The sequence below is a fragment of the Bacillus sp. F56 genome (assembly GCF_001748205.1).
GTDB lineage: Bacteria > Bacillota > Bacilli > Bacillales > Bacillaceae > Bacillus > Bacillus stercoris.
The window spans coordinates 119482-138727 of the sequence record NZ_BDFC01000008.1 but is presented as its reverse complement, the minus strand read 5'-3'; the positions used below and the strand labels follow the sequence as shown (position 1 = coordinate 138727).

Annotated in this window: 19 protein-coding genes; 4 read left to right on the top strand and 15 right to left on the bottom strand. The window is 44.6% G+C overall.

Translation table 11 applies throughout. The features are described 5' to 3' along the window. Positions 1-98: 98 nt before the first annotated feature. The 6 genes from BFW96_RS14435 to BFW96_RS14410 form a co-directional block, all read right to left on the bottom strand. Positions 99-1190, bottom strand: coding sequence for a toxic anion resistance protein (locus BFW96_RS14435; RefSeq protein ID WP_014662680.1), 1092 nt, complete (start codon positions 1188-1190; stop codon positions 99-101). Positions 1191-1205: 15 nt separating this feature from the next. Then, the gene (locus BFW96_RS14430) at positions 1206-2819 is read right to left on the bottom strand and encodes a YceG family protein (protein ID WP_069839793.1); all 1614 of its coding nucleotides are present in this window, start codon (positions 2817-2819) and stop codon (positions 1206-1208) included. Positions 2820-2902: 83 nt separating this feature from the next. Further along, on the bottom strand, positions 2903-3676 hold the full coding sequence (locus BFW96_RS14425) for a TerC family protein (protein ID WP_014662678.1): 774 nt from the start codon (positions 3674-3676) through the stop codon (positions 2903-2905). 51 nt (positions 3677-3727) lie between these two features. Next, positions 3728-4306 carry a TerD family protein gene (locus tag BFW96_RS14420; RefSeq protein WP_003241242.1) on the bottom strand — a complete coding sequence of 193 codons (579 nt, stop codon included), beginning with the start codon at positions 4304-4306 and terminating at the stop codon, positions 3728-3730. A 34-nt stretch (positions 4307-4340) separates the two neighbouring features. Then, positions 4341-4922: a TerD family protein gene (locus BFW96_RS14415; RefSeq protein ID WP_014475718.1), complete on the bottom strand. Its 582-nt coding sequence runs from the start codon at positions 4920-4922 to the stop codon at positions 4341-4343. Positions 4923-4943: 21 nt separating this feature from the next. Then, entirely contained in the window at positions 4944-5543 is a 600-nt protein-coding gene (locus tag BFW96_RS14410; RefSeq protein ID WP_014662676.1) for a TerD family protein, read from the bottom strand. Positions 5544-5826: 283 nt separating this feature from the next. On the opposite strand from BFW96_RS14410, the gene BFW96_RS14405 reads away from it, so the two are divergent. Next, on the top strand, positions 5827-6822 hold the full coding sequence (locus tag BFW96_RS14405; protein ID WP_069839792.1) for an LLM class flavin-dependent oxidoreductase: 996 nt from the start codon (positions 5827-5829) through the stop codon (positions 6820-6822). Positions 6823-6858: 36 nt separating this feature from the next. On the opposite strand, the gene znuB is transcribed toward BFW96_RS14405, so the two are convergent. The 6 genes from znuB to rapJ all read right to left on the bottom strand — a co-directional run bounded on the left by znuB (position 6859) and on the right by rapJ (position 13275). Beyond that, positions 6859-7701 carry a zinc ABC transporter permease ZnuB gene (gene znuB / locus BFW96_RS14400; protein WP_069839791.1) on the bottom strand — a complete coding sequence of 281 codons (843 nt, stop codon included), beginning with the start codon at positions 7699-7701 and terminating at the stop codon, positions 6859-6861. Beyond that, positions 7659-8354 (bottom strand): zinc ABC transporter ATP-binding protein ZnuC, encoded by a 696-nt coding sequence (gene znuC, locus BFW96_RS14395; RefSeq protein ID WP_014475714.1) that lies wholly within the window; start codon positions 8352-8354, stop codon positions 7659-7661. Before znuC ends, znuB begins: the two co-directional genes overlap by 43 nt. Positions 8355-8409: 55 nt before the next feature. Further along, positions 8410-9369 (bottom strand): metal ABC transporter substrate-binding protein, encoded by a 960-nt coding sequence (locus BFW96_RS14390; protein WP_069839790.1) that lies wholly within the window; start codon positions 9367-9369, stop codon positions 8410-8412. A 185-nt stretch (positions 9370-9554) separates the two neighbouring features. After that, positions 9555-11243 carry a glycoside hydrolase family 13 protein gene (locus BFW96_RS14385; RefSeq protein WP_069839789.1) on the bottom strand — a complete coding sequence of 563 codons (1689 nt, stop codon included), beginning with the start codon at positions 11241-11243 and terminating at the stop codon, positions 9555-9557. Positions 11244-11269: 26 nt separating this feature from the next. Next, positions 11270-12046, bottom strand: a complete 777-nt coding sequence (locus BFW96_RS14380) for an SDR family oxidoreductase (protein WP_069839788.1) — start codon at positions 12044-12046, stop codon at positions 11270-11272. Between the two features lie 107 nt (positions 12047-12153). Next, positions 12154-13275, bottom strand: a complete 1122-nt coding sequence (rapJ, locus tag BFW96_RS14375) for a response regulator aspartate phosphatase RapJ (RefSeq protein WP_069839787.1) — start codon at positions 13273-13275, stop codon at positions 12154-12156. A gap of 122 nt (positions 13276-13397) precedes the next feature. On the opposite strand from rapJ, the gene cwlK reads away from it, so the two are divergent. Then, positions 13398-13901: a peptidoglycan L-alanyl-D-glutamate endopeptidase CwlK gene (gene cwlK / locus BFW96_RS14370; RefSeq protein ID WP_040084258.1), complete on the top strand. Its 504-nt coding sequence runs from the start codon at positions 13398-13400 to the stop codon at positions 13899-13901. A gap of 7 nt (positions 13902-13908) precedes the next feature. Here the strand turns inward: cwlK and BFW96_RS14365 are convergent, their stop codons facing one another. Further along, entirely contained in the window at positions 13909-15270 is a 1362-nt protein-coding gene (locus BFW96_RS14365) for a YcdB/YcdC domain-containing protein (protein ID WP_069839786.1), read from the bottom strand. A gap of 185 nt (positions 15271-15455) precedes the next feature. After that, positions 15456-16874, bottom strand: a complete 1419-nt coding sequence (locus BFW96_RS14360) for a YcdB/YcdC domain-containing protein (protein WP_069839785.1) — start codon at positions 16872-16874, stop codon at positions 15456-15458. Positions 16875-17047: 173 nt separating this feature from the next. Here BFW96_RS14360 and BFW96_RS21550 point away from each other — a divergent pair, with 173 nt between their 5' ends. Then, positions 17048-17179: a hypothetical protein gene (locus tag BFW96_RS21550; protein WP_134976045.1), complete on the top strand. Its 132-nt coding sequence runs from the start codon at positions 17048-17050 to the stop codon at positions 17177-17179. Between the two features lie 22 nt (positions 17180-17201). Continuing rightward, positions 17202-18266, top strand: coding sequence for a DUF4352 domain-containing protein (locus BFW96_RS14355; RefSeq protein ID WP_069839784.1), 1065 nt, complete (start codon positions 17202-17204; stop codon positions 18264-18266). Positions 18267-18305: 39 nt separating this feature from the next. On the opposite strand, the gene BFW96_RS14350 is transcribed toward BFW96_RS14355, so the two are convergent. Continuing rightward, positions 18306-19238 (bottom strand): aldo/keto reductase, encoded by a 933-nt coding sequence (locus tag BFW96_RS14350; RefSeq protein ID WP_069839783.1) that lies wholly within the window; start codon positions 19236-19238, stop codon positions 18306-18308. Positions 19239-19246: the final 8 nt, after the last annotated feature.

Here is a 19246-nt window from a genome sequence, read left to right as displayed (position 1 = left end):
ATGATTACCGTTTAAGTTTACACCTGTCTTTACACATTGTCATTAACTAAATGATGTAAATGAAAAACCCCGCTCATGTTCCACAAGCGGGGTTCTGATTATTGCTGTAATGCTGCTTTTTTAATATTATCCTGAAGCTGGGCAATTCGTCTCGCGCCGTCTTCGCGGAGGCGTTTGTTTTCTTCTTCGATTTGTTTTGTTTCCTGCATGCCGCTGACAATCGTGTTCCAAGACGATTCGATCGTTTCAATATCTATGCTCGGTCTGCCGGCCATTCTGGCAATTTCAACACTTTGGCTCGAGATGTTTTCAGCATTTCGTTTCAGCATCTCGTTTGTCCGGCGGTCAAGCTCACTCATAGAATCAGCCACAAGCTTTTGCCGTTTCACCGTAACAGCCTGAATAATGCCGTTTTTGAAAATCGGAATGGTAATGATAAACGCGGAGTTAATTTTCCCGATCAGCTTTGCATTTCCGCGCTGCAGGAGACGGATTTGTGGTGCGGTTTGAAGAGCCACCATCCGTGCCATATCCAGATCATACACCCGTTCCTCAAGCGCCTGAATGCCGTTGCGCAGTGTATCGAGCTGCATTTGCGCCAGCTGGTTTCCGCTTGCCGCTTTTTCCTCATATGAAGGAAGGATCGACTGCATCTCTTCCAGTTTCATCTGTCCGGCAACGACGTATTTTTCAAGCTCCATATAGTATTTGATATTGTTTTCATACATTTCATCGAGCGTGTAGTTCGTCTTCGTCATCTCATCTTTGTATTTCGAAATCTCAACGTTGATTTTTTCAATCTCTCCGCCAAGTGTCTGATACTTTTTAAAGATTTTTTCAATCATGCTGCCGCCGCGTTTGAAAATTTTCGCCATTAATCCCTTAGGCTCATCAAAATCATTTTTGTCGAAGCGGTCCATGATTTTTCCAAGCTGGGTCAGCATTGTGCCAGAGTCTGTCACACTTGTTGTTTTCATCATCCCCAAGATGCGGTCAGAGAACTTGGAAATTTCAACGGCCGGCTCCTTGCCGTACTCAAGCAGCTCCATTTGGTTTTTGACGTCAATTTGTTGAGCAAGCCGCTTTACCTCTGGTTCCTGACGGAGCTGAAGACGGATATCGTCAGCTTTTTGCTGGGAAATCTCTTCATTTTTATCGAGAACAAGCGGATTTTGATTTTCTGTTGTCATGCTTTTCTTCTCTCCTTATTTTTGGGTAATGTTTCTGAAGAACCTTTTCACAAGCGAAGGCTCTTTGTAGTCCTGCTGGAACACCATGTCGTCCAGCCAGTGGATATCATACTGATCGTCTTCAATAAACTGCTCAATATCTTGGTGTCCGGGCGGATTATAAATGATGATATCGATTCCGATTTCATTCAGGAACAGCAGGGCGGCAGCATCCGAACGCGTGAGTCCGCCGCTCATTTCCGTATGATATAAAACGAGTTTCGGAACGGTTTGCGCATAGTCAAACATTTGAATTAATTTCAGCAGATTAGCAGGCAGGTTTGTCGTTTGTTTAAACAAATAGATTTGAACATCCTTGACTTGTTCCTGATGCAAAGCCTTAAGCCGAGGATGCCTGCACATTCTCGAAATCGTTTTGGCAATGGCGGTCTGAACGCCCGCCGGCAGCTGTTTGTACTGCCACACATTGCTTGCCATCAGCTTGTCCGGATCAATATTCCCTTCTTGATCAAGTGCGTGGCTGTAGTGAAATTGATAGTTCGACTTTATTTCTTCTGTAAATGGAAAGCTTCTGACCATTTCTGTTTCCTGATAATCCGCTAGAGTATGAAGCCTGTTCCAATATTCCTTATTGTCTTTCGACACGCCCATAATTTTGGCGAATACATTCGGAATTTCAATGGAGTGTTTATCTGCTTTGAAATTCGGCCGAATAAAGGCGCGTTCTTTCGTGATTAAAAACAGTTCATCATAGGTCGTTTTCAGCGTAACGGACACCGGTGTGTGATCTCTGAACTGCCATGGCTTGTACAGCATGGACTCCTCGTGATTCAGCACATGTTCAATTTCTTTTGTTGAGCGGTAAGCCACTGTTGATTTACGGTCTGGTTTTTCTTTCGGAAACGGCTGAAGCTCCGAAACATCCGGGAGCTTTTCCGTAAAACTGAGCTCCTGCTTTGGATCGACAAGCGCCAGCTGATCGGTTCCCGCCGGATGGAACAGCAGAACATCACAGCCGACCAGCATCAGATAATATAAGAAATAGAGCTGGCTTTTCGTCGCATCTCCATACCAAACAACCTTTGGCATCTCACGCTCTATATCGGTTTTTTCCAGCCACGGATTCAGGTGATTTAAAGAAAACTTCGAGACATCAAGCAGCACTCTGCGAAAATCAGGATGATTCAGCCCCTTCTCATGACTGTCCGCAAAGGTATGTAAAAGCGTCATCAGCGCTTTTCTTAAATGGCGGTGCATCAAGGGATTTGAGTGCTTCGCAATCAGCTTTTCCCCGTCCAGAAAGGCAACAAAGCGGCTGACTGACAGCCCTTTTTCTTTCTGATTGATGGAATGAATATGCTGAAGCTTTTGAAATGTTTCCGGTTCGATTGTTTTATCAAGCGTTTCACTCAAAATAGTCATGCGGTCATTTACAGACAGCTCGTAAAGCTCGTTATAGTAGTCTGTCTCATCAATAGGCGTGCCTAATATCTGTCCGGCAAGGCGGGAAAACGAAAGGCCCTGTGCTGTTTCATAGTGATCCCGCTCCGGCAAGGGCTGAAACAGCAGGCTTTTCCAATCCCCATCAGCCGGAAGTGCTTTATGAATGATTACTTCTTCTTGTCTCATCATATCCTCCTTTCCGGTTTGTCATTGAACGATATTTCGGTAACAAAAAAGGAAGGACATTGAACCTCCCTCCTTGTTTTGTTTTATTCTTCTTTTGAAGCGGCTGTTTGTTCGCGCACCTGCTTTTGTTTGTTGATGTAGTGAATGATCAATGTTACCGCAAATGCAGCGATAATGATGATGAAGAATACAGAGTGCGGCATTTCGTAATGGAAAGCGCTCCCCGCCATTTTGAGCGCGATAATGCCGATTAACACGAATGCTGTGTTTTCCAGCTCAGGAATTTTATCAATCAGAACAAGGAACACTTTTGCCACTGTACGCATCATTAAAATACCAAGCATACCGCCGATCAGAAGCACCCATACTTTTTCAGATACCGCAAACGCGGCCAGGATGCTGTCCACAGAGAAGGCAAGATCCATTAATTCTACTGAAACGACAGTCGCCCAGAAGATCCCGAACGTGCGGACCATCCAAGAGTTTTTCTTCATGCCGTCCGCTTCTTCTTCTTTTTCGCCTATCCAGAAGTGCTTAATGACGAGCCAAGCCAGGTAAAGCGCGCCAAGCACCTTGATCCACCAGAATTTAATGAGGAGCATACCGAGCCCGATGAAAATAAACCGGAAAATATAAGCTCCAAACAAACCATACGTTAACGCTTTTTTACGCTGTTTTTCCGGCAGGTGTTTGACCATGACCGCAAGAACAAGCGCGTTATCGGCCGATAAAAGGCCTTCCAGAACAACAAGGGAACCGATCAGACCCCAGGAAACAGGATCAGTCAGAACTTCCCCCCACATTTTCCAATCGAAAAATGAAGCATACGTAGACATGATATGATGTAAAAAGTCCAAGTTTTTTCCTCCTATTAATTTGAAACGGTGACTTCTCTATTTGTCACTCGTTTACACTTGCAAACCATAATTCCGGCACAATGCAGCCAGCCCGCCGGAAAAACCGCTGCCGATCGCATTGAATTTCCACTCGCCGCCGTGTCTGTATAGCTCACAAACGACAACAGCTGTTTCTATGGAGAAGTCTTCTCCCAAATCGAAGCGAAGAAGCTCATTCTGCGTCTCTTCGTCCACAACACGCACAAACGCATTGGAAACTTGTCCGAAGTTTTGGCTGCGTGCTTCAGCGTCGTGAATGGTCACTGTGATGCCGATTTTCTCAATGTGAGCAGGAATTTTTGAGAAATCCACGATAATCTGCTCATCATCTCCGTCGCCTTCACCCGTACGGTTGTCACCCGTATGGATGACACCGCCGCTCGGGTGTTCAAGGTTATTATAGAAGACGAAATCGAGATCATTTACGCAGTTATCATGCGCATCAACTAAAAAGGCCGAAGCATCCAGGTCAAAATCGTGTCCGCCGGAGTACTTGTTTGTATCCCAGCCTAAACCGATCACCGCTTTTGTCAGTCCCGGATTTGTTTTCGTTAAATCAATGCGCTGTCCTTTTGATAATTGAATGGCCATACTGCCTCTCTCCTTTCTGCTCTTCGTATTTTTCTTAACCGACTTGCAAACCGTAGTCTGTTGCAATGCGGGCAAGGCCGCCTTGGTAGCCTGAGCCGATTGCGGAGAATTTCCACTCGCCGTTATGTCTGTAAAGCTCCCCTGCAATGATTGCCGTTTCAATAGAGAAATCTTCTGCAAGATCGTAACGGATGAGCTCTTCATTTGTTTCTTCATTTACGATGCGGACGAACGCGTTTGAAACTTGTCCAAAGTTTTGGCTGCGCGCTTCTGCTTCGTGAATGGTAATAACAAATGAGATTTTATCAATGTTTGCCGGTACAGCGCTGAGATTTACTTTTACATTCTCATCATCGCCTTCGCCAGCACCAGTCAGGTTGTCGCCTGAATGAACGACTGAACCGTTGCCGCCTTCAAGCTGGTTGTAGAAAATAAAGTCGTTTGGTGACGCGCATTTGCCTGCAGCGTCTAACAGAAACACACTTGAGTCAAGATCAAAGTCGTGTCCGCCGTCATACTTGTTCGTATCCCATCCTAAACCGACAACAACCTTTGAAAGACCCGGATTTGTTTTTGTTAAATCTACTTTTTGTCCTTTTGCCAATGAAATTGTCATGTTTCATCCACTCCTTTTCTTTTATACGTATCGGCTGATAATATCTTCTAATCTCGTATCGTTCGTGCCTTCACCAATCGCCGCAAACTTCCACTCACTGCCGCTGCGGTAGATTTCTGCTGTAATCAGGCTTGTTCTGCCGGCATAATTGTCTCTCAAATTGTACTTGAGCATTTCCTCGTGATTAGATTGATCCACTACGCGGATAAACGCATTTTGAATCATGCCGAAATCTTGTTTTCTTCTGACACAATCGTAAATGTTCACTACAAATACAAGCTTATCGATGTTTCCAGGCACTTTATCTAAATCTATCATAATTTGCTCGTCATCGCCCGCACCGTCACCCGTCAGGTTGTCGCCTGTATGCTGTACACCGCCGCAGCGGCTTTTCAGGTTGCCGAAATAAATCAGGTTTTTCTTTTCGGTGAATTTTCCGTTTTCCAACATCAGCACTGAAGCGTCACAGTCGATATTCGGACCGCCTCCGCCAAGCAGTTTGCTGAAGAATCCTCCGCCTGAGGACACTGGGTCCCAGCCGAGACCGACCATCAATTTTGACAGACCGGCTTTTCCTTTTGTTAAATCAATTCGTTGACCTTTTTCTAAAGAAATTGCCACACGATTCACTCCTACTCATCAAAATGTGAAGATAGTCACATTTATTTTTACGCTCACAAGGAAAATAAGCCGTAAATTACTAATATATACGTTTGTTATTATATCAAAGTTTCGTAAAAGTTAAGAATAATTGACGAAAAACCTCGAAAAAAAACTTCCATATTTGATATATGATTTGCAAATGCTATAAAATGCACTTCTTAAACAAACCATTTGACGTGAGCGAGTCATTTTGCCTATTCTTGTGTCACATTGTAAAAACAGACAGAAAGGAAGCGGCCATTTGATTCATGTAAGCATACTTGATCAGGCACCTGTTTCTAAAGGAGAAAGCCCTGTGACAACTCTTCAGCATTCGGTTGAGCTTGCTCAATTAAGCGAACAGTGGGGCTATAAGCGTTATTGGTTTGCCGAGCACCACAGCACGAAAGGACTGGCAAGCACAGCGCCTGAAATCATGATCGCCCGCATCGCAGCACAGACAAACACGATTCGTGTCGGATCAGGCGGCGTGCTCCTGCCCCAATACAGTCCGTTTAAAGTGGCTGAAACCTTTCGCCAGCTTGAGGCCCTGTATCCAAACCGGATTGACCTTGGCGTCGGCCGTTCCCCCGGAGGCACGACAAAAACCCGGCTTGCGCTAACAGACGGGGTGAAAAAAAGCTTAACCGAATTTAACAGACAGCTGCAGGATGTCTCTTATTTTCTCACAGATTTCCTTCCTCCCGACCATCCGTATGCCGGAATCAAAGCGGCGCCCCTTATTGACACTGCACCAGAGCTATGGGTGCTCGGTCTTGGAGAAAACAGTGCAAGACGTGCAGCGCACCAGGGAATTGGATATGTATTTGGGCATTTCATTAATCCAGAACGAGGAGAAAATGCGTTCCGCATCTACCGAGAAAGCTTTCGGCCCTCAGCCCATTTCTCAAATCCGGCCGCCCTTTTTACGATTTTTGTCATTTGCGCAAAATCAGATGAAGAGGCAGAGGAACTCGCATTAAGCCAGGATTTATGGCTTCTTCGCGTCGGAAAAGGCTTAGACAGCCGCGTGCCGAGCATCGAGGAAGCGAAAGCGCATCCCTACACTGAATCCGATAAAAAACTCATTGCAGAAAACAGAAAGCGGATGATAATCGGTTCTCCAAGCACTGTCAAACAGCAGCTGTTAGACCTCACAGACCGCTATGAAACAAATGAAATCATGGCTCTGTGCAATGTGTTTGATTTTGAGGCGAAAAAAGAATCGTATGAGCGCCTTGCCGGATTGTTTCTATAAAAAAAGCAGTTTCCCCTGGGGAAACTGCTTTTTTTGTTATTGGCGCCCTTTTTTGCGCTGCGCTTCTTTTTTGATAAACATCCAAACTCCCTGAACTGCAAATCCGAGCAAAAGCAGAACGATCAATAGCAGGGTAATAGACGGCCCTGGCGGCGTCCCGAGCTGATAGGATGATGTCAGCCCCGCAAATACGCTGAATAACGAAATGAGTATGGCTGTAATGAAGACCAGGTTAAAGCCTTTTGCAATTCTAATGGCGAATGCAGCCGGCAATACGAGCAGGGCTGATACAAGAAGGACCCCGATGATCGGTATAATGACTGAAATCGCAAGACCTGTGACAATACTGAATGACAACGAGAGAACGTTTGTATTGATTCCCGATGTTTTGGCTGTTGCTTCATCAAACGTCAGCAGGTAGAGCGGCCTTCTCAATACGATAAAGTAAAGCAGGATCAGCAGTGTGATAATACCGATAATATAGACCTGCTGCTGGTTGACTGTCACAAGCGATCCAAATAGGTATTGATCGATGCTCATATTGGCTGTGCCTTTGGAAAGGCTGATTAAAAACATCGCGAAGGACAAACCAGCTGCCATTAAGATGGCAATGGACACTTCTGAATAAGTCCGATACGCCCGCCGCATGTATTCAATTCCGATCGCGCCGATGGTCACGACGACTATGCTCGCTGCGGTAATATTGGTGCTGAGAAAAAAGCCGATGGCCACACCTGACAACGAGATATGTGAAAGTGTGTCAGCCATTAAGGCCTGTCTTCTGAGAACGAGATACACTCCCAGTATCGGAGCCATGATGGCAATCATGCCGCCTGCTAGAAAAGCTCGTCGCATGAATTCCAAGTCAAACATTTCCATCCGCCTTTTTCTCCTCTCTCTAACCGAATCACTTTATCTAAAAATTGCTGTACTTCGTTTTGTTCGTGAGTAACCATCACAACTGTGCGGTTGTGATTTTTCACGAGGTGATGCATAAATTCGTAAAATCCTTTTCTGCTGTCGTAGTCAACAGCTGTTGTCGGTTCGTCCAGCATCAGGAGATCCGGGTTGCTGGCGAGCATTCTGGCGATACAGATTTTCTGCTTCTGTCCGCCTGATAAATCACCGATTTTGCGATGGCGGAGCTCCCACATTTCCACCATTTTCAGTGCTTTTTCTACTTCAAGATGATCTTCTTCATTTAAACGTTTAAACCATTTCCCTTTTGTGTATCGGCCTGACTGAACAAGCTCCAGCACCGTGCTCGGAAAGCCGGCGTTAAATGAAGAAATTTGCTGCGGGACGTACCCAATGGTCAGGCGTTTCCCTTCTGTATTTCTTTTACTGATCGTCACTGTGCCTTCCCACGGTTTCAGCATGCCGAGCATTACTTTTATGAGCGTCGATTTAGAGGCGCCGTTTGGTCCAGTGATGCCGACGAACTCACCGCTTTCAATATCAAGTGATACTTTATCTAAAACAGGCGTATGGGAATAGCCGAAAACGATATCTTTCAATGAGACGAGATTCATGTTAATCTTCCTTTCTCACAAAGAAATAGTGTGCACCCCTCCGGCGCACACTATCTTATGATTTAACCAATAGTGAATCTTTCAGGGCATCGAGGTTTTGTTTCATAATGTCGATATACCCTAAACCTTTATCCTGTTCTTCTTTGCTTAAGCCTTCCAGTGTATTCAGCACTTCTGTCTTCGCGCCGATTTCACTGGCGAGCGTATCTGCGACCTTTGAGGATGCAATTTCTTCAAAGTAAATGACTTTTACATTATGTTCTTTGGCATATGTTTTCAGCTTTGCCAAGCTGGCTGCGCTCGGCTCTTGGTCAGGAGAAAGCCCTGCAATCGGAACCTGCGTCAGGCCATATTCTTTTGCCAGATAGCCAAAAGCTGTATGCTGCGTGATAAATTCTTTTTTCTCCGCTTTTTTTGCGGTTGTACGATATAGTTTATCAAGATCCTGCAGTTTTGCAATATATTCTTTACTATTTTTCTCATAGTATTCTTTGTTATCCGGGTCTTGCTTTACGATTTGCGCCGTAATATTTTTAACTTCCTTTTGCGCCAGAACAGGGCTTAGCCATACGTGAGGGTCCATTGCATGACTGTGCTCATGCTCCCCATGATCGTGGTCTTCGTGTTCATCTTCAGAGCCTTCCATTAAATCAATGCCTTTGCTTGCGTTAACGAAAACGGCATGGCCTTGGCCCATGCTTTTTTCAGCTGACGGAACCCATGTCTCCATGTATTCACTATTATAAACGAACAGATCAGCATCCTGAATGTTGGCAATGTCTTTCGGCGTCGGTTCCCAATCATGCGGTTCAACGGAAGATGGGATTAACAGATCCACATCGCCTTTGTCTTTTACAATTTGTTTTGTGAATTCATACATCGGATAAAACGTTGTGACAACGTGCAGTTTATCACCCTTTGAATCCGCCGACCCTTTTGTTGATGAGTTGCCGCATGCTGCAACCAATAAAAAGCACGCTGCAATCACAAACAAACCGCTCCATTTTTTAAACATATCGTATATCCCCTCTTTTTCAGTAGCTTTAAATCAAAATGATAACGATTTTGTAATCCTATATCATAATAAACCGAAGTCATTACGTTTTGCAAGAATAAATTTCATTTTCTTTTTATTCTTCCCGCCTGCAGAGCGAATATATGTACTAAAAAAACCCGGCTGAATGCCGGGCTGCTAAATCATTAGGTTGTTTTGTCCAGAAGGTACACCCTGCTTTCATAAGGCTGGAACACCATTTCATCAGCAAGGTCGCCGTTGTTGTTATAGTTGCTGAGAAGCAGAGATGCCTGAGCTTTGCAGCAGTTCTTCGGCCATGGGAAAACAGCCTGCTCTTTTGAAAAATTATTGACTGACAAAAGCTGCTGTTTACCGTTTTCTCTCATATATACAAACAGCTGCGGGTCGTCCGGAAGCAAAAGGTCATAGCTTCCTTTTATAAGATCAGCGTACCGCTTTCTCAGTCTGATCAGCTTTTTGTAATAGATTAAGACCGAATCGGGGTCTCTCAGCGCTTCCTCCACATTGATGGAGGTGAAGTTGGGGTTGACCTTCAGCCATGGCGTGCCGTCAGTAAATCCGGCATGTTTGCCGCTGTTCCACTGCATCGGGGTCCGAGCATGATCCCGGCTTTTGGCTAAGATTGATCTCATCACATCCTCTGGATCATAGCCTTTTTCAAATACCCGTTTATGATACATATTGATCGTTTGGATATCTTTGTAGTCCTCAATCCGGGTGAACGGCGCGTTTGTCATCCCGATTTCTTCTCCCTGATAAATGTACGGCGTGCCCTTCATGAAATAAAGTACGGTAGCCAGCATTTTCGCAGATGCTTTGCGGTATTTCCCATCGTCCCCGAATCTGGATACAATCCGGGGCTGGTCGTGGTTGCACCAATATAATGTATTCCAGCCTTGATGTTCAAGCTTTTTTTGCCATGCGGTCAAAACCGATCTTAAATCAGAAAGCTCAAGGGGCTTTACATCCCAATGTTCTTTTCCGGGCTGCTGGTCAAGCTCCATATGCTGAAAGTGAAAAATCATATTCAGCTCATGCTTATCTGTTCCTGTATATTTTAGGCCTTCTTCCGGCGTGACATTGCCGACCTCTCCGACAGACATGACATCATATTGAGAAAACACTTCATCTGTCATTTCTTTCAAATAGTCATGGATTCGATCGCCATTTGGCTGAAAGGGCTTCGGCTCTGCCTGCTGATTGATATAGTCCTCATACGAAGGAAGATATTCTTTCTTAGAAATGAGATGGAGCTGATCAATGCGCAAGCCGTCGACCCCTTTATCGAGCCAAAACTTCATCATGTCATACACCGCTTGGCGAACTTCGGGGTTTTCCCAGTTTAAATCAGCTTGTTTGACGGCGTTCATATGGAGATAATATTCTCCGGTATGCTCCTCGTATTGCCAGACCGGACAGCCGTAGTTTGAGAGCCAGTCCGTCGGCGGGCCGTTCTTTGTGCCGGGACGCCAGTAATAATAGCTGCGGTATTTGCTGTTTTTGTCCAGCTCCGCTTCTTTAAACCACGGATGCTCCACAGAGGTGTGATTTAACACAAAGTCCATCACCAGCTTTAATCCCCGCTGATGCACCTGGTCCAGCAGCTCGTGAAAATCGTCCATTGTTCCGTATGAATCCATGATTGCCCTATGGTCTGTCACATCATAGCCGTAATCAACATTCGGAGAAGGATAGATTGGGCAAACCCAAATCACATCTGCCCCGAGCTCCTTTATGTAGTCAAGACGGGAAATAATCCCCCGCAAGTCCCCAATTCCGTCTCCATTGCTGTCCTGAAAGCTTCTCGGATAAATCTGGTACACCACCGCATCCTTCCACCAGTCTGTGTTCATCCCGCAATCCCCCTGTATTTGATGTTCTATTCAAGCTGAGACGGATAAAGTGTCATTCCGCCGTCGACGAAAAGTGTAGTCCCGGTCACATAGCTTGCTTCCTCAGATACGAGCCAAGCAGCTGCTGCCGCCACCTCTTCCGGTTTTCCGAAGGCTTTCATCGGAATTTTTTTCAATTGTTTTTGCCTGCTCTCTTCCTTTTTTGTATCAACATTTGATTCTGTGGCAATGGTGCCGGGCGCTATCGCATTGACGCGGATTCCCTTATCCGCATAATTGAGCGCCAGCGTTTCCGTCATCATCTTGATGCCGCCTTTGGATGTGGAATACTGAACGTTGACTGGGCGCGGAATCTGCTGATGAACACTTGAGATATTCAGCACATTGCCCTTGATATTGTTTTTCATCATGTGGTTAAGTGCCGCTTTCGCTCCCAGAAAGGTTCCGGTAACATTGACATCAATCACTCTCTGCCAATCTTCAAGACTCATCTCGTGCGGCATGGCTTCCGTGCCGTTAAAACCGGAGTTGTTTACCATCACATCGAGCGTGCCGAAATGCGCTAAAGCTGTGTCCAAGAGCGCCTGAATCCCCTCTTCTTTTGACACGTCCGCCTCAACTGCGACGGCTTTCCCTCCGTTCTGCTTAATGATGTCCAGAGTTTCATCGGCTCCAGACGGGTCGCTGTGGTAGTTTACAACAACATTCATTTTCTCCTGTCCGAACCGTTCCGCAATGGCTTTCCCGATTCCTTTTGAAGACCCTGTCACAATCGCTGTTTTTCCAGTTAACTCTTTATACATACTTGATATCCTCCTCTGATTTCTCACTATGCAGTGGAAAATACCCTGTTTTTCCGAGTTGAAAACAGCACAAAAAAAGCAGAGAACCTGTAGTTCTCTGCTTTTTTCTATTGAAAGCGCTGCTCGGCTAGCTTCTTTTTAATATTCATCAGCCTGCGGTAAAAGAAAGCGGCGGACTCGTAATGTTCCACCTGATTGAAACGTTCCGCTGTATCATGCAGCAGATCTTCGGCGTCGGCAAGAAGCTGCCTGGATTCCAGTAGGTCAAAGCATTCTGTAAGCACGGTCCGGTCGCCGCTTCCAAGATACAGCTCATGAATGAGACGGAATTTCGTCAAGTACATGTCATCTTTCCATTCAGCCGCGCTCTTTATCCCGCGGTCATATGTCTCTACTGCTTTGTCGTATTTTTCTTCTTTACAGTACATATGAGTCAGTGAAAATACAGCTTGAACAGCCTGCTGAAAGTTGTGCTCCTCAAAAATAGCGGCGGCTGTTTTGAAATAGCCCTCCGCTTCTTTGTAATCGCCCAGGCTGTATTTACAGTGGCCGACATTATAATAGGCAGCGGCGATCATATACGCTTCTTCCAGCTGCCTGGCATGATCTAAGGCACTGCACAAGTGGGTCAGTGCTTTTTCATGATGATACACATCCGTCAAATTTCCGGCGATGATAAATTCACACTGCACGCGGCGGCGGCCGTACAGTTCATATTTCGTATAGATATCAAGCGCCTGGCTCGCATAGTTCATGGAAAAATACGTTTGTTTGATGTGATAATACACTTCTGCAACCTTAAAAAGAAACTCAGCTTTTTCGATCTCATCCTCAACATACTCGAGCTTCTCCTCAGCATGTTTATAATGGTCAATCGCTAATATGAAATTTTTCTGCTTAAATTCGTACATTCCTCTGAAATAATAAAAGTAGTATTCCAATAAGCCCGTAAGTTTTTGCTGATTGCTTTCAATTTCATTCAGCATATCAGAGAACGGAGGCTTGGTGTCGCTGTCTTTCACCGGCATCAGCTTATCAAGCATGATTCGGTGCCGGAATTCCATCAAAGAAAAATATAAAAGCAAGTCCTGGTTCTCTTCCATATCTTCTAAATCGTATTCAATCTCCTGCTTTAACGCTTCTGCTTGATCTGCTTCAAATGCGCGAATGAGCTTGTACCATTCATTTAGCTTTACTGCTACTTCTTCAGATGGAATCTTTGCTCTCATCAGTCTGCCTCCTTCCTCCTGCTACTATTTATGTTATATTTTATCATAGCTGTCCGCTTTTAGAGAGAGTCAATCACTTAAAAGCGTTAACATTCAGCACATCTTGAGAAAGTGAGACCGATATGAAGTTGGCCGCAAAAACATCTGTTATCTTATGTATTCTATTTTTTCTAAATCTTTGTGTTAGTTATATTCGGCATGAATGGCATTCTCAAAACGCCTTGCAGCACATGCCTGTCCCTTCGGATCTTCATCCGATTGTGAAGCAGAATGCCGCTGCACTCAAAGCCGCTGCAGCGAATAAAGGCATTACCGTCGTTATTACTGAAGGATTCAGATCCTTTAAGGAACAAGACGAATTATATAAACAGGGACGTACAAAAAAAGGGAATATTGTCACCTATGCAAGAGGAGGGGAATCGTATCACAACTATGGTTTAGCGATTGATTTCGCCCTTCAAAAAAAGGATGGCAGCATCATATGGGATATGGAATATGACGGCAATCAAAATGGAAAATCAGATTGGCTGGAGGTTGTCGAGATCGCCAAGCAACTCGGTTTTGAATGGGGCGGGGATTGGAAACGATTCAAGGACTATCCCCACTTGGAGATGATTCCTAACTAGACATCCCTCACAGCCTTTTCTTTTTCCTTATGTGCGCATCAATATAGGAAGGGTAAACCGGCTTATAGACAAGTTTGCAGTGCTGGTCACTGCCTGCTGTAAAATCAGGCTGCCATTCCAGCTTCACATCAAAAGCGGCTAAAAACGCTTCTCTCGCTTCTTCAGCGGAAATATCCGGCCTGTGATTTATTGCTTCCAATTGTTCAGGTTCAATATCAGGCGCCATAAAAGCATCAATCAATCCCGTTTCCGGATTGACAATGATACGGGCAGCGCCGAACCGCAGCGGAATTCCTTTATACCAGACAGAAAAATGATTGCGGATTCTCCCTCTTTCATCAATTCGGACGGGATTCAATTTGAAAAACTCGGCTGCTCTCGGATAGAGAGCATACAAAAATTGAAGCGCTATTGTCTGGCATTCTTCCATTGAGCATTGGCGGTTGTTGCGCCGCTCAATAAAAGAAAGCGCTGCTTTTAATTTTCCGGTTCTTTTATCCGTCTTCATTTTGATTGTGTTTTTATTTCTCATTTCAAAATAGCTTCCTATGCTCAGATCCTTACGCTCCGGTGCAGTGCCCCTGCGCCACGTGCTTCCTATTTGTTCCCCAAAGTCTTTTTCACTGACTTTCTGCATATCAGGGGTAAGACCCAGCAAGGCAAATATATCGACTTCTTCGTTGTTCCGAAGCGGCGGCAATGGCGCCGCGTTTTCTATTCTTTCATCTCCGATATGCTGGTCGGGCACAATTTCGTCTATATCCGCGGGATAGCTGTATCCCGGCAGAATCGGTTCATATACAAGCCTGGGTGCCTGATCGCCATCAATAACATCGTACATCAGCTGAAAAGACATTGTATTTAAGTAGTGGGACACAACCTTCTCTTTTGCTACAAATTCTTTTGGAACTTCGGCTTTATGCCCTTCTCCGTAATATAAAAAATGGATGATCTGACCGCTGCGTGTCACATCAATTAAAAAGCCTGAATTAGGAAGCGGAAGCCCTAATTCCATTTTAGTATACATAAAACGAATGTGCTGCCTCCGTTCTTCCTTGCCTTGAAAATGAAAATTCATAAATGTGCCGGGATGGTTAGCAGCGGCGAACTGAAGAGCCGTCAGCTTCAGCTCGGCGTCTGGAAGTTGTTTGTCTGTCTCGGAGCGGACGGATGTTGAAAAGGTGAGCAAAGCGCCGTCATTTCCGAGTTCCACTGTAATGTGCTTTTCCGGATCTTCAGGGTTCCTCCAGATGAAGTATGCCCGCCCCTTCTTCTTTTGTTTTTGATCATAATCTTCTATCTCAAGCTCATAATGCGGCGGTACATTCCCGATCTCTTGCGCCTTCTTTTTCAGCTGTTTATTTACCAATGAAGTCATCCTTTCAAAGAGTCTACGACAAAGAGAATCCAGTTTATTATATAAAAGGACCTTTCTTCTTTTAAAGTGAAGAAAGGTCCTTTTCTATTATTATCATTGTTTTTTGACATTCCTCCTGTTACTTTCATCACATATCCCTTTATAAATCTAAGGCAATTGTGTGACTTTTAGCTGTTTTACCATGAGCTAAAGACAGGCTCTCCTGTATGGGCTTCGATAAAACGGGGATACATCGGCTGATAGACGAGCCGGTAGCTGTGTTCTTCATCATCCCCGTACTCTCTTTCCCAGCCAAGCTCAACTTTAAAATGCTGCCAAAAGAGAATCTTGGCTTGTTCAACTGAAATGGCCGGAACGGGATCAATGGCTGCCAGCTCATTTGGGTCAATATCCGGCCCCATATAAACGGTGATATCCCCTGTCTGGCGGCTGACGCAAATTCTGATCTGCCCAAATCGGAGCGGAACTCCGTGACAATGCGCTTCAAACGTAAAACCAGCGACTGCGTTTTCTTCTTCATCCTTTTCGTCGTATCTGATCCTAAAATATTGATCGGCATTTGGAAATAAAGCAAACAGAAAGCGCAGCGCGATTTTTTCGCACTCTGCCTCAGTTACTGTCAACGGCCCTTTTTTCTCCATAAATGACATGACGCCTTCGAGTTTTCCGGTTTCTTTGTGATAGATGGTTTTCAGCACTTGATGAGTCCGCCCCTTGAACCAGCTGTCCAAACTTTTATCCGCCGGCTGATACATAGGTTCATTCGGATTCCGCCAAACGATCCCGATTCTCCCATCGTTCAAATCCACTTCCCGTTCTTTGACAAATCCTTTTTCGATTCCAATCATGCTGTCAGGATCGGCCTTTTCGTGAATCTCCTCGAATAAAGGGAGAGGAAAGCTCTCCGGCTCCCTGTAATCATCGTCATCATCAACTGCCTGTTCTTCTAGAACCAAATCCGCAGGTACGGTAATCGCCCTGCATTCAGGCTCATACACCAAATGCGGCTGATCATCTCCGTTTTCGTAAACAGAACGATGGAGAACTTCAAACAAAAGGTCAAACTCCACGTCCTTCTCGAAGAAGGCAAGTACCTCTTTATCATCCGCGATCCGCTTTGGTTTGATGATGCTGCCGGCTTTGCCGTAATAGCGAAAGGAAACGATCTCCCCTGAAGAAGAAACATCAGCCATAAATCCGCTCATGGGAAGGGGAAGCCCAGCCTCCATTTGAACATATGAAAATCTCACTTTATCACAGGATGTACGGTCATTTTCTTCACGAACAAAGGCAGAGAGTGCTCCCGGATGATGGGTCTCGACAAATTGGCGCATGATATCCTCTAATTTCTCCTCAGACAGCCTTTCTCCGCTTTCAGGCTCCATATCACGGGAAAGGGATTCCAGCTCCCCGCCCGGCCCAAGTTCCACGATAATGCCGATATTCTCATCCTGAGGATCTGTCCAACAAAAATGAGCTCTTTTGTCATCATCGTCAAAATCTTCAATTTCCAGTTTTAAGTGTGTCGGCACCCGGCCGATTTCCAGTGCTTTTTGTTTCAATTCCTCTTTCTTCACAAAGACAGCCCCTTTCATCCTTCATATGTCCCCTTCAACAGGTTAAAAAGTAATAGTCTAAAATACACAGTTTTCTGAGTTTACCAGTTTTACCAGAACATTTTTCGCCAAAAATAGGATGATGAACCTATTCAATATAAAAGCTAATAATCTTAAAATTAATTCCGTTGTAACTTTTTATAGGTCCATTCATGACAAAGGAGGGCGGAGTTTCCAGAAAATCCGGTGAAAACCGTGAGAAAAGAACTGATTTTTTTGGTTATATGATGCTAATCCATTCAAAAAGATCCATTTCTCAAAGACAAAAGACTCCCCTTCCCTAAACCATTTGAGGAGGAAAAATGAATGTTTCAGAAAAAAACGTACGCTGTTTTCCTAATTCTTCTGCTGATGATGTTTACAGCTGCTTGTTCTGGCAGCAAAACAAGCGCGGAGAAGAAAGAATCAGAAACAGAAAAAAGCTCAGATATAGCTCAAGTCAAAATCAAGGATGTTTCTTACACGCTTCCGTCTAAATATGATAAGTCCACTTCAGATGACCAGCTTGTGTTAAAAGTCAATGTCGCTGTGAAAAACACAGGAAAAGACCCGCTGAATGTAGACAGCATGGATTTCACTTTGTATCAAGGTGATACGAAAATGTCTGACACAGATCCTGAAGACTATAGTGAAAAGCTTCAAGGCAGCACGATTAACGCTGACAAATCCGTTGAAGGAAATCTGTTCTTCGTTGTAGATAAAGGCAAACAATACGAGCTTAACTATACGCCGGAGTCTTACGGTGATAAAAAGCCAAAATCAGTTACTTTTAAAATTGACGGAAAAGATAAAAAAATCTTGGCGACGGCAGATAAGCTCCAAGATTCTGCAAAAGCGTTATCGGCTTATATTGATGTCCTTCTTTTCGGCAAAGATAACGCCGATTTCGAAAAAATCACCGGCGCTAACAAGAATGAAATTGTCAATGACTTCAACGAATCAGCCAAAGACGGTTATCTATCAGCTTCCGGCCTTTCCAGCACATATGCGGACAGCAAAGCGCTTGATAATATCGTAAACGGCATTAAAGAGGGATTAAGCAAAAACTCTTCCATTCAGGCAAAAACGACTTCAATCTCTAAGGACGAAGCCATTGTTGAAGCCACAGTGAAACCTGTAGATGCATCTTCTCTTTCAGACCGTATCGAAGACAAAGTGAAAGACTACTATAGCAAAAACTCTAATGCCAGCTATGAAGAAGCTGTGAAATACGCGCTTCAAGTCTATCCTGAGGAATTCAAAAAGCTTGGACCGGCTTCATCTGAAAAAACGGTTGAAGTGAAAATGAAGAAAAATGACATCGATCAATGGCAGCTTGATATGGACGATTACAGAGCAGCAGAATTAGTCGAAGCATTCATCAAAGAATAAAACACCAAAAGGAAATAGCCTTGACGGCTATTTCCTTTTTTATTTGAAAATGTCGCTGATGAAATTCACTTCATCTTCAGTCAGTTCAACGTTTAAGGTTTTCAGGTTATCCTGTAATTGCTCAGGTCGTTTAGCTCCCGGAATAATGGCATCAATCGCTGGTCTCGTTAACAGCCACGCCAAAGCAACATGTGCTGTCTCGGCTTGTTTTTCCTCCGCTACCGCTTTCAATTTATCTACTTTTTTGAGATTGTGGATAAATGTTTCACCCTGAAATTGCGGTTTATCCTTTCTGAAGTCATCAAAGACTGTGTCTTGCGAGAATTTTCCTGTCAGCAGTCCGGACGCAAGCGGAAAGTAAGGAATAAAGGAAATGCCGTGTTGTTCACAGTATGGAAGAAGCTCCTTCTCGGCATCACGCTGAATGAGAGAGTATTCGGCTTGGAAGACCTCCAAATAGCCGTCAGCATTACATTCCTGCAATTGCAGATAATTAAGGTTCGATGCGCCGATCGCTTTGATTTTCCCCTCATCCTTCAGCTCTTTCAAAGTGCCCGCTACTTCAGCGAGAGGCGTTTTTCCATCCGGAAAATGAACATAATACAAATCAATGTAATCTGTTTTCAGCCGCTTCAGGCTCTTTTCCACCTCACTGCGAAGAAACTCCCGGCTATTGTCTAATTCAATGCTGCCATTCACTTCTTTATGGGCACCTTTGGTGGCAATGATGAGCTCATTCCGTGCGCCGCGCTCCTGAACAACTTCGCCGATTAATTCCTCAGATCGCCCCAATCCATATATAAAGGCGGTGTCGATAAAGTTCACGCCGCCATCCAATGCCGTGCGCACTAAATCCTTCCCAGTTTCATCATGTAGATTTGGAAATAGATTATGCCCGCCGACCGCATTCGCGCCGAGTCCGATCCGCTTCACCTTCAGCTTCGTTTTGCCGAGTGTACGTGTATGATCCATTGTTCCTT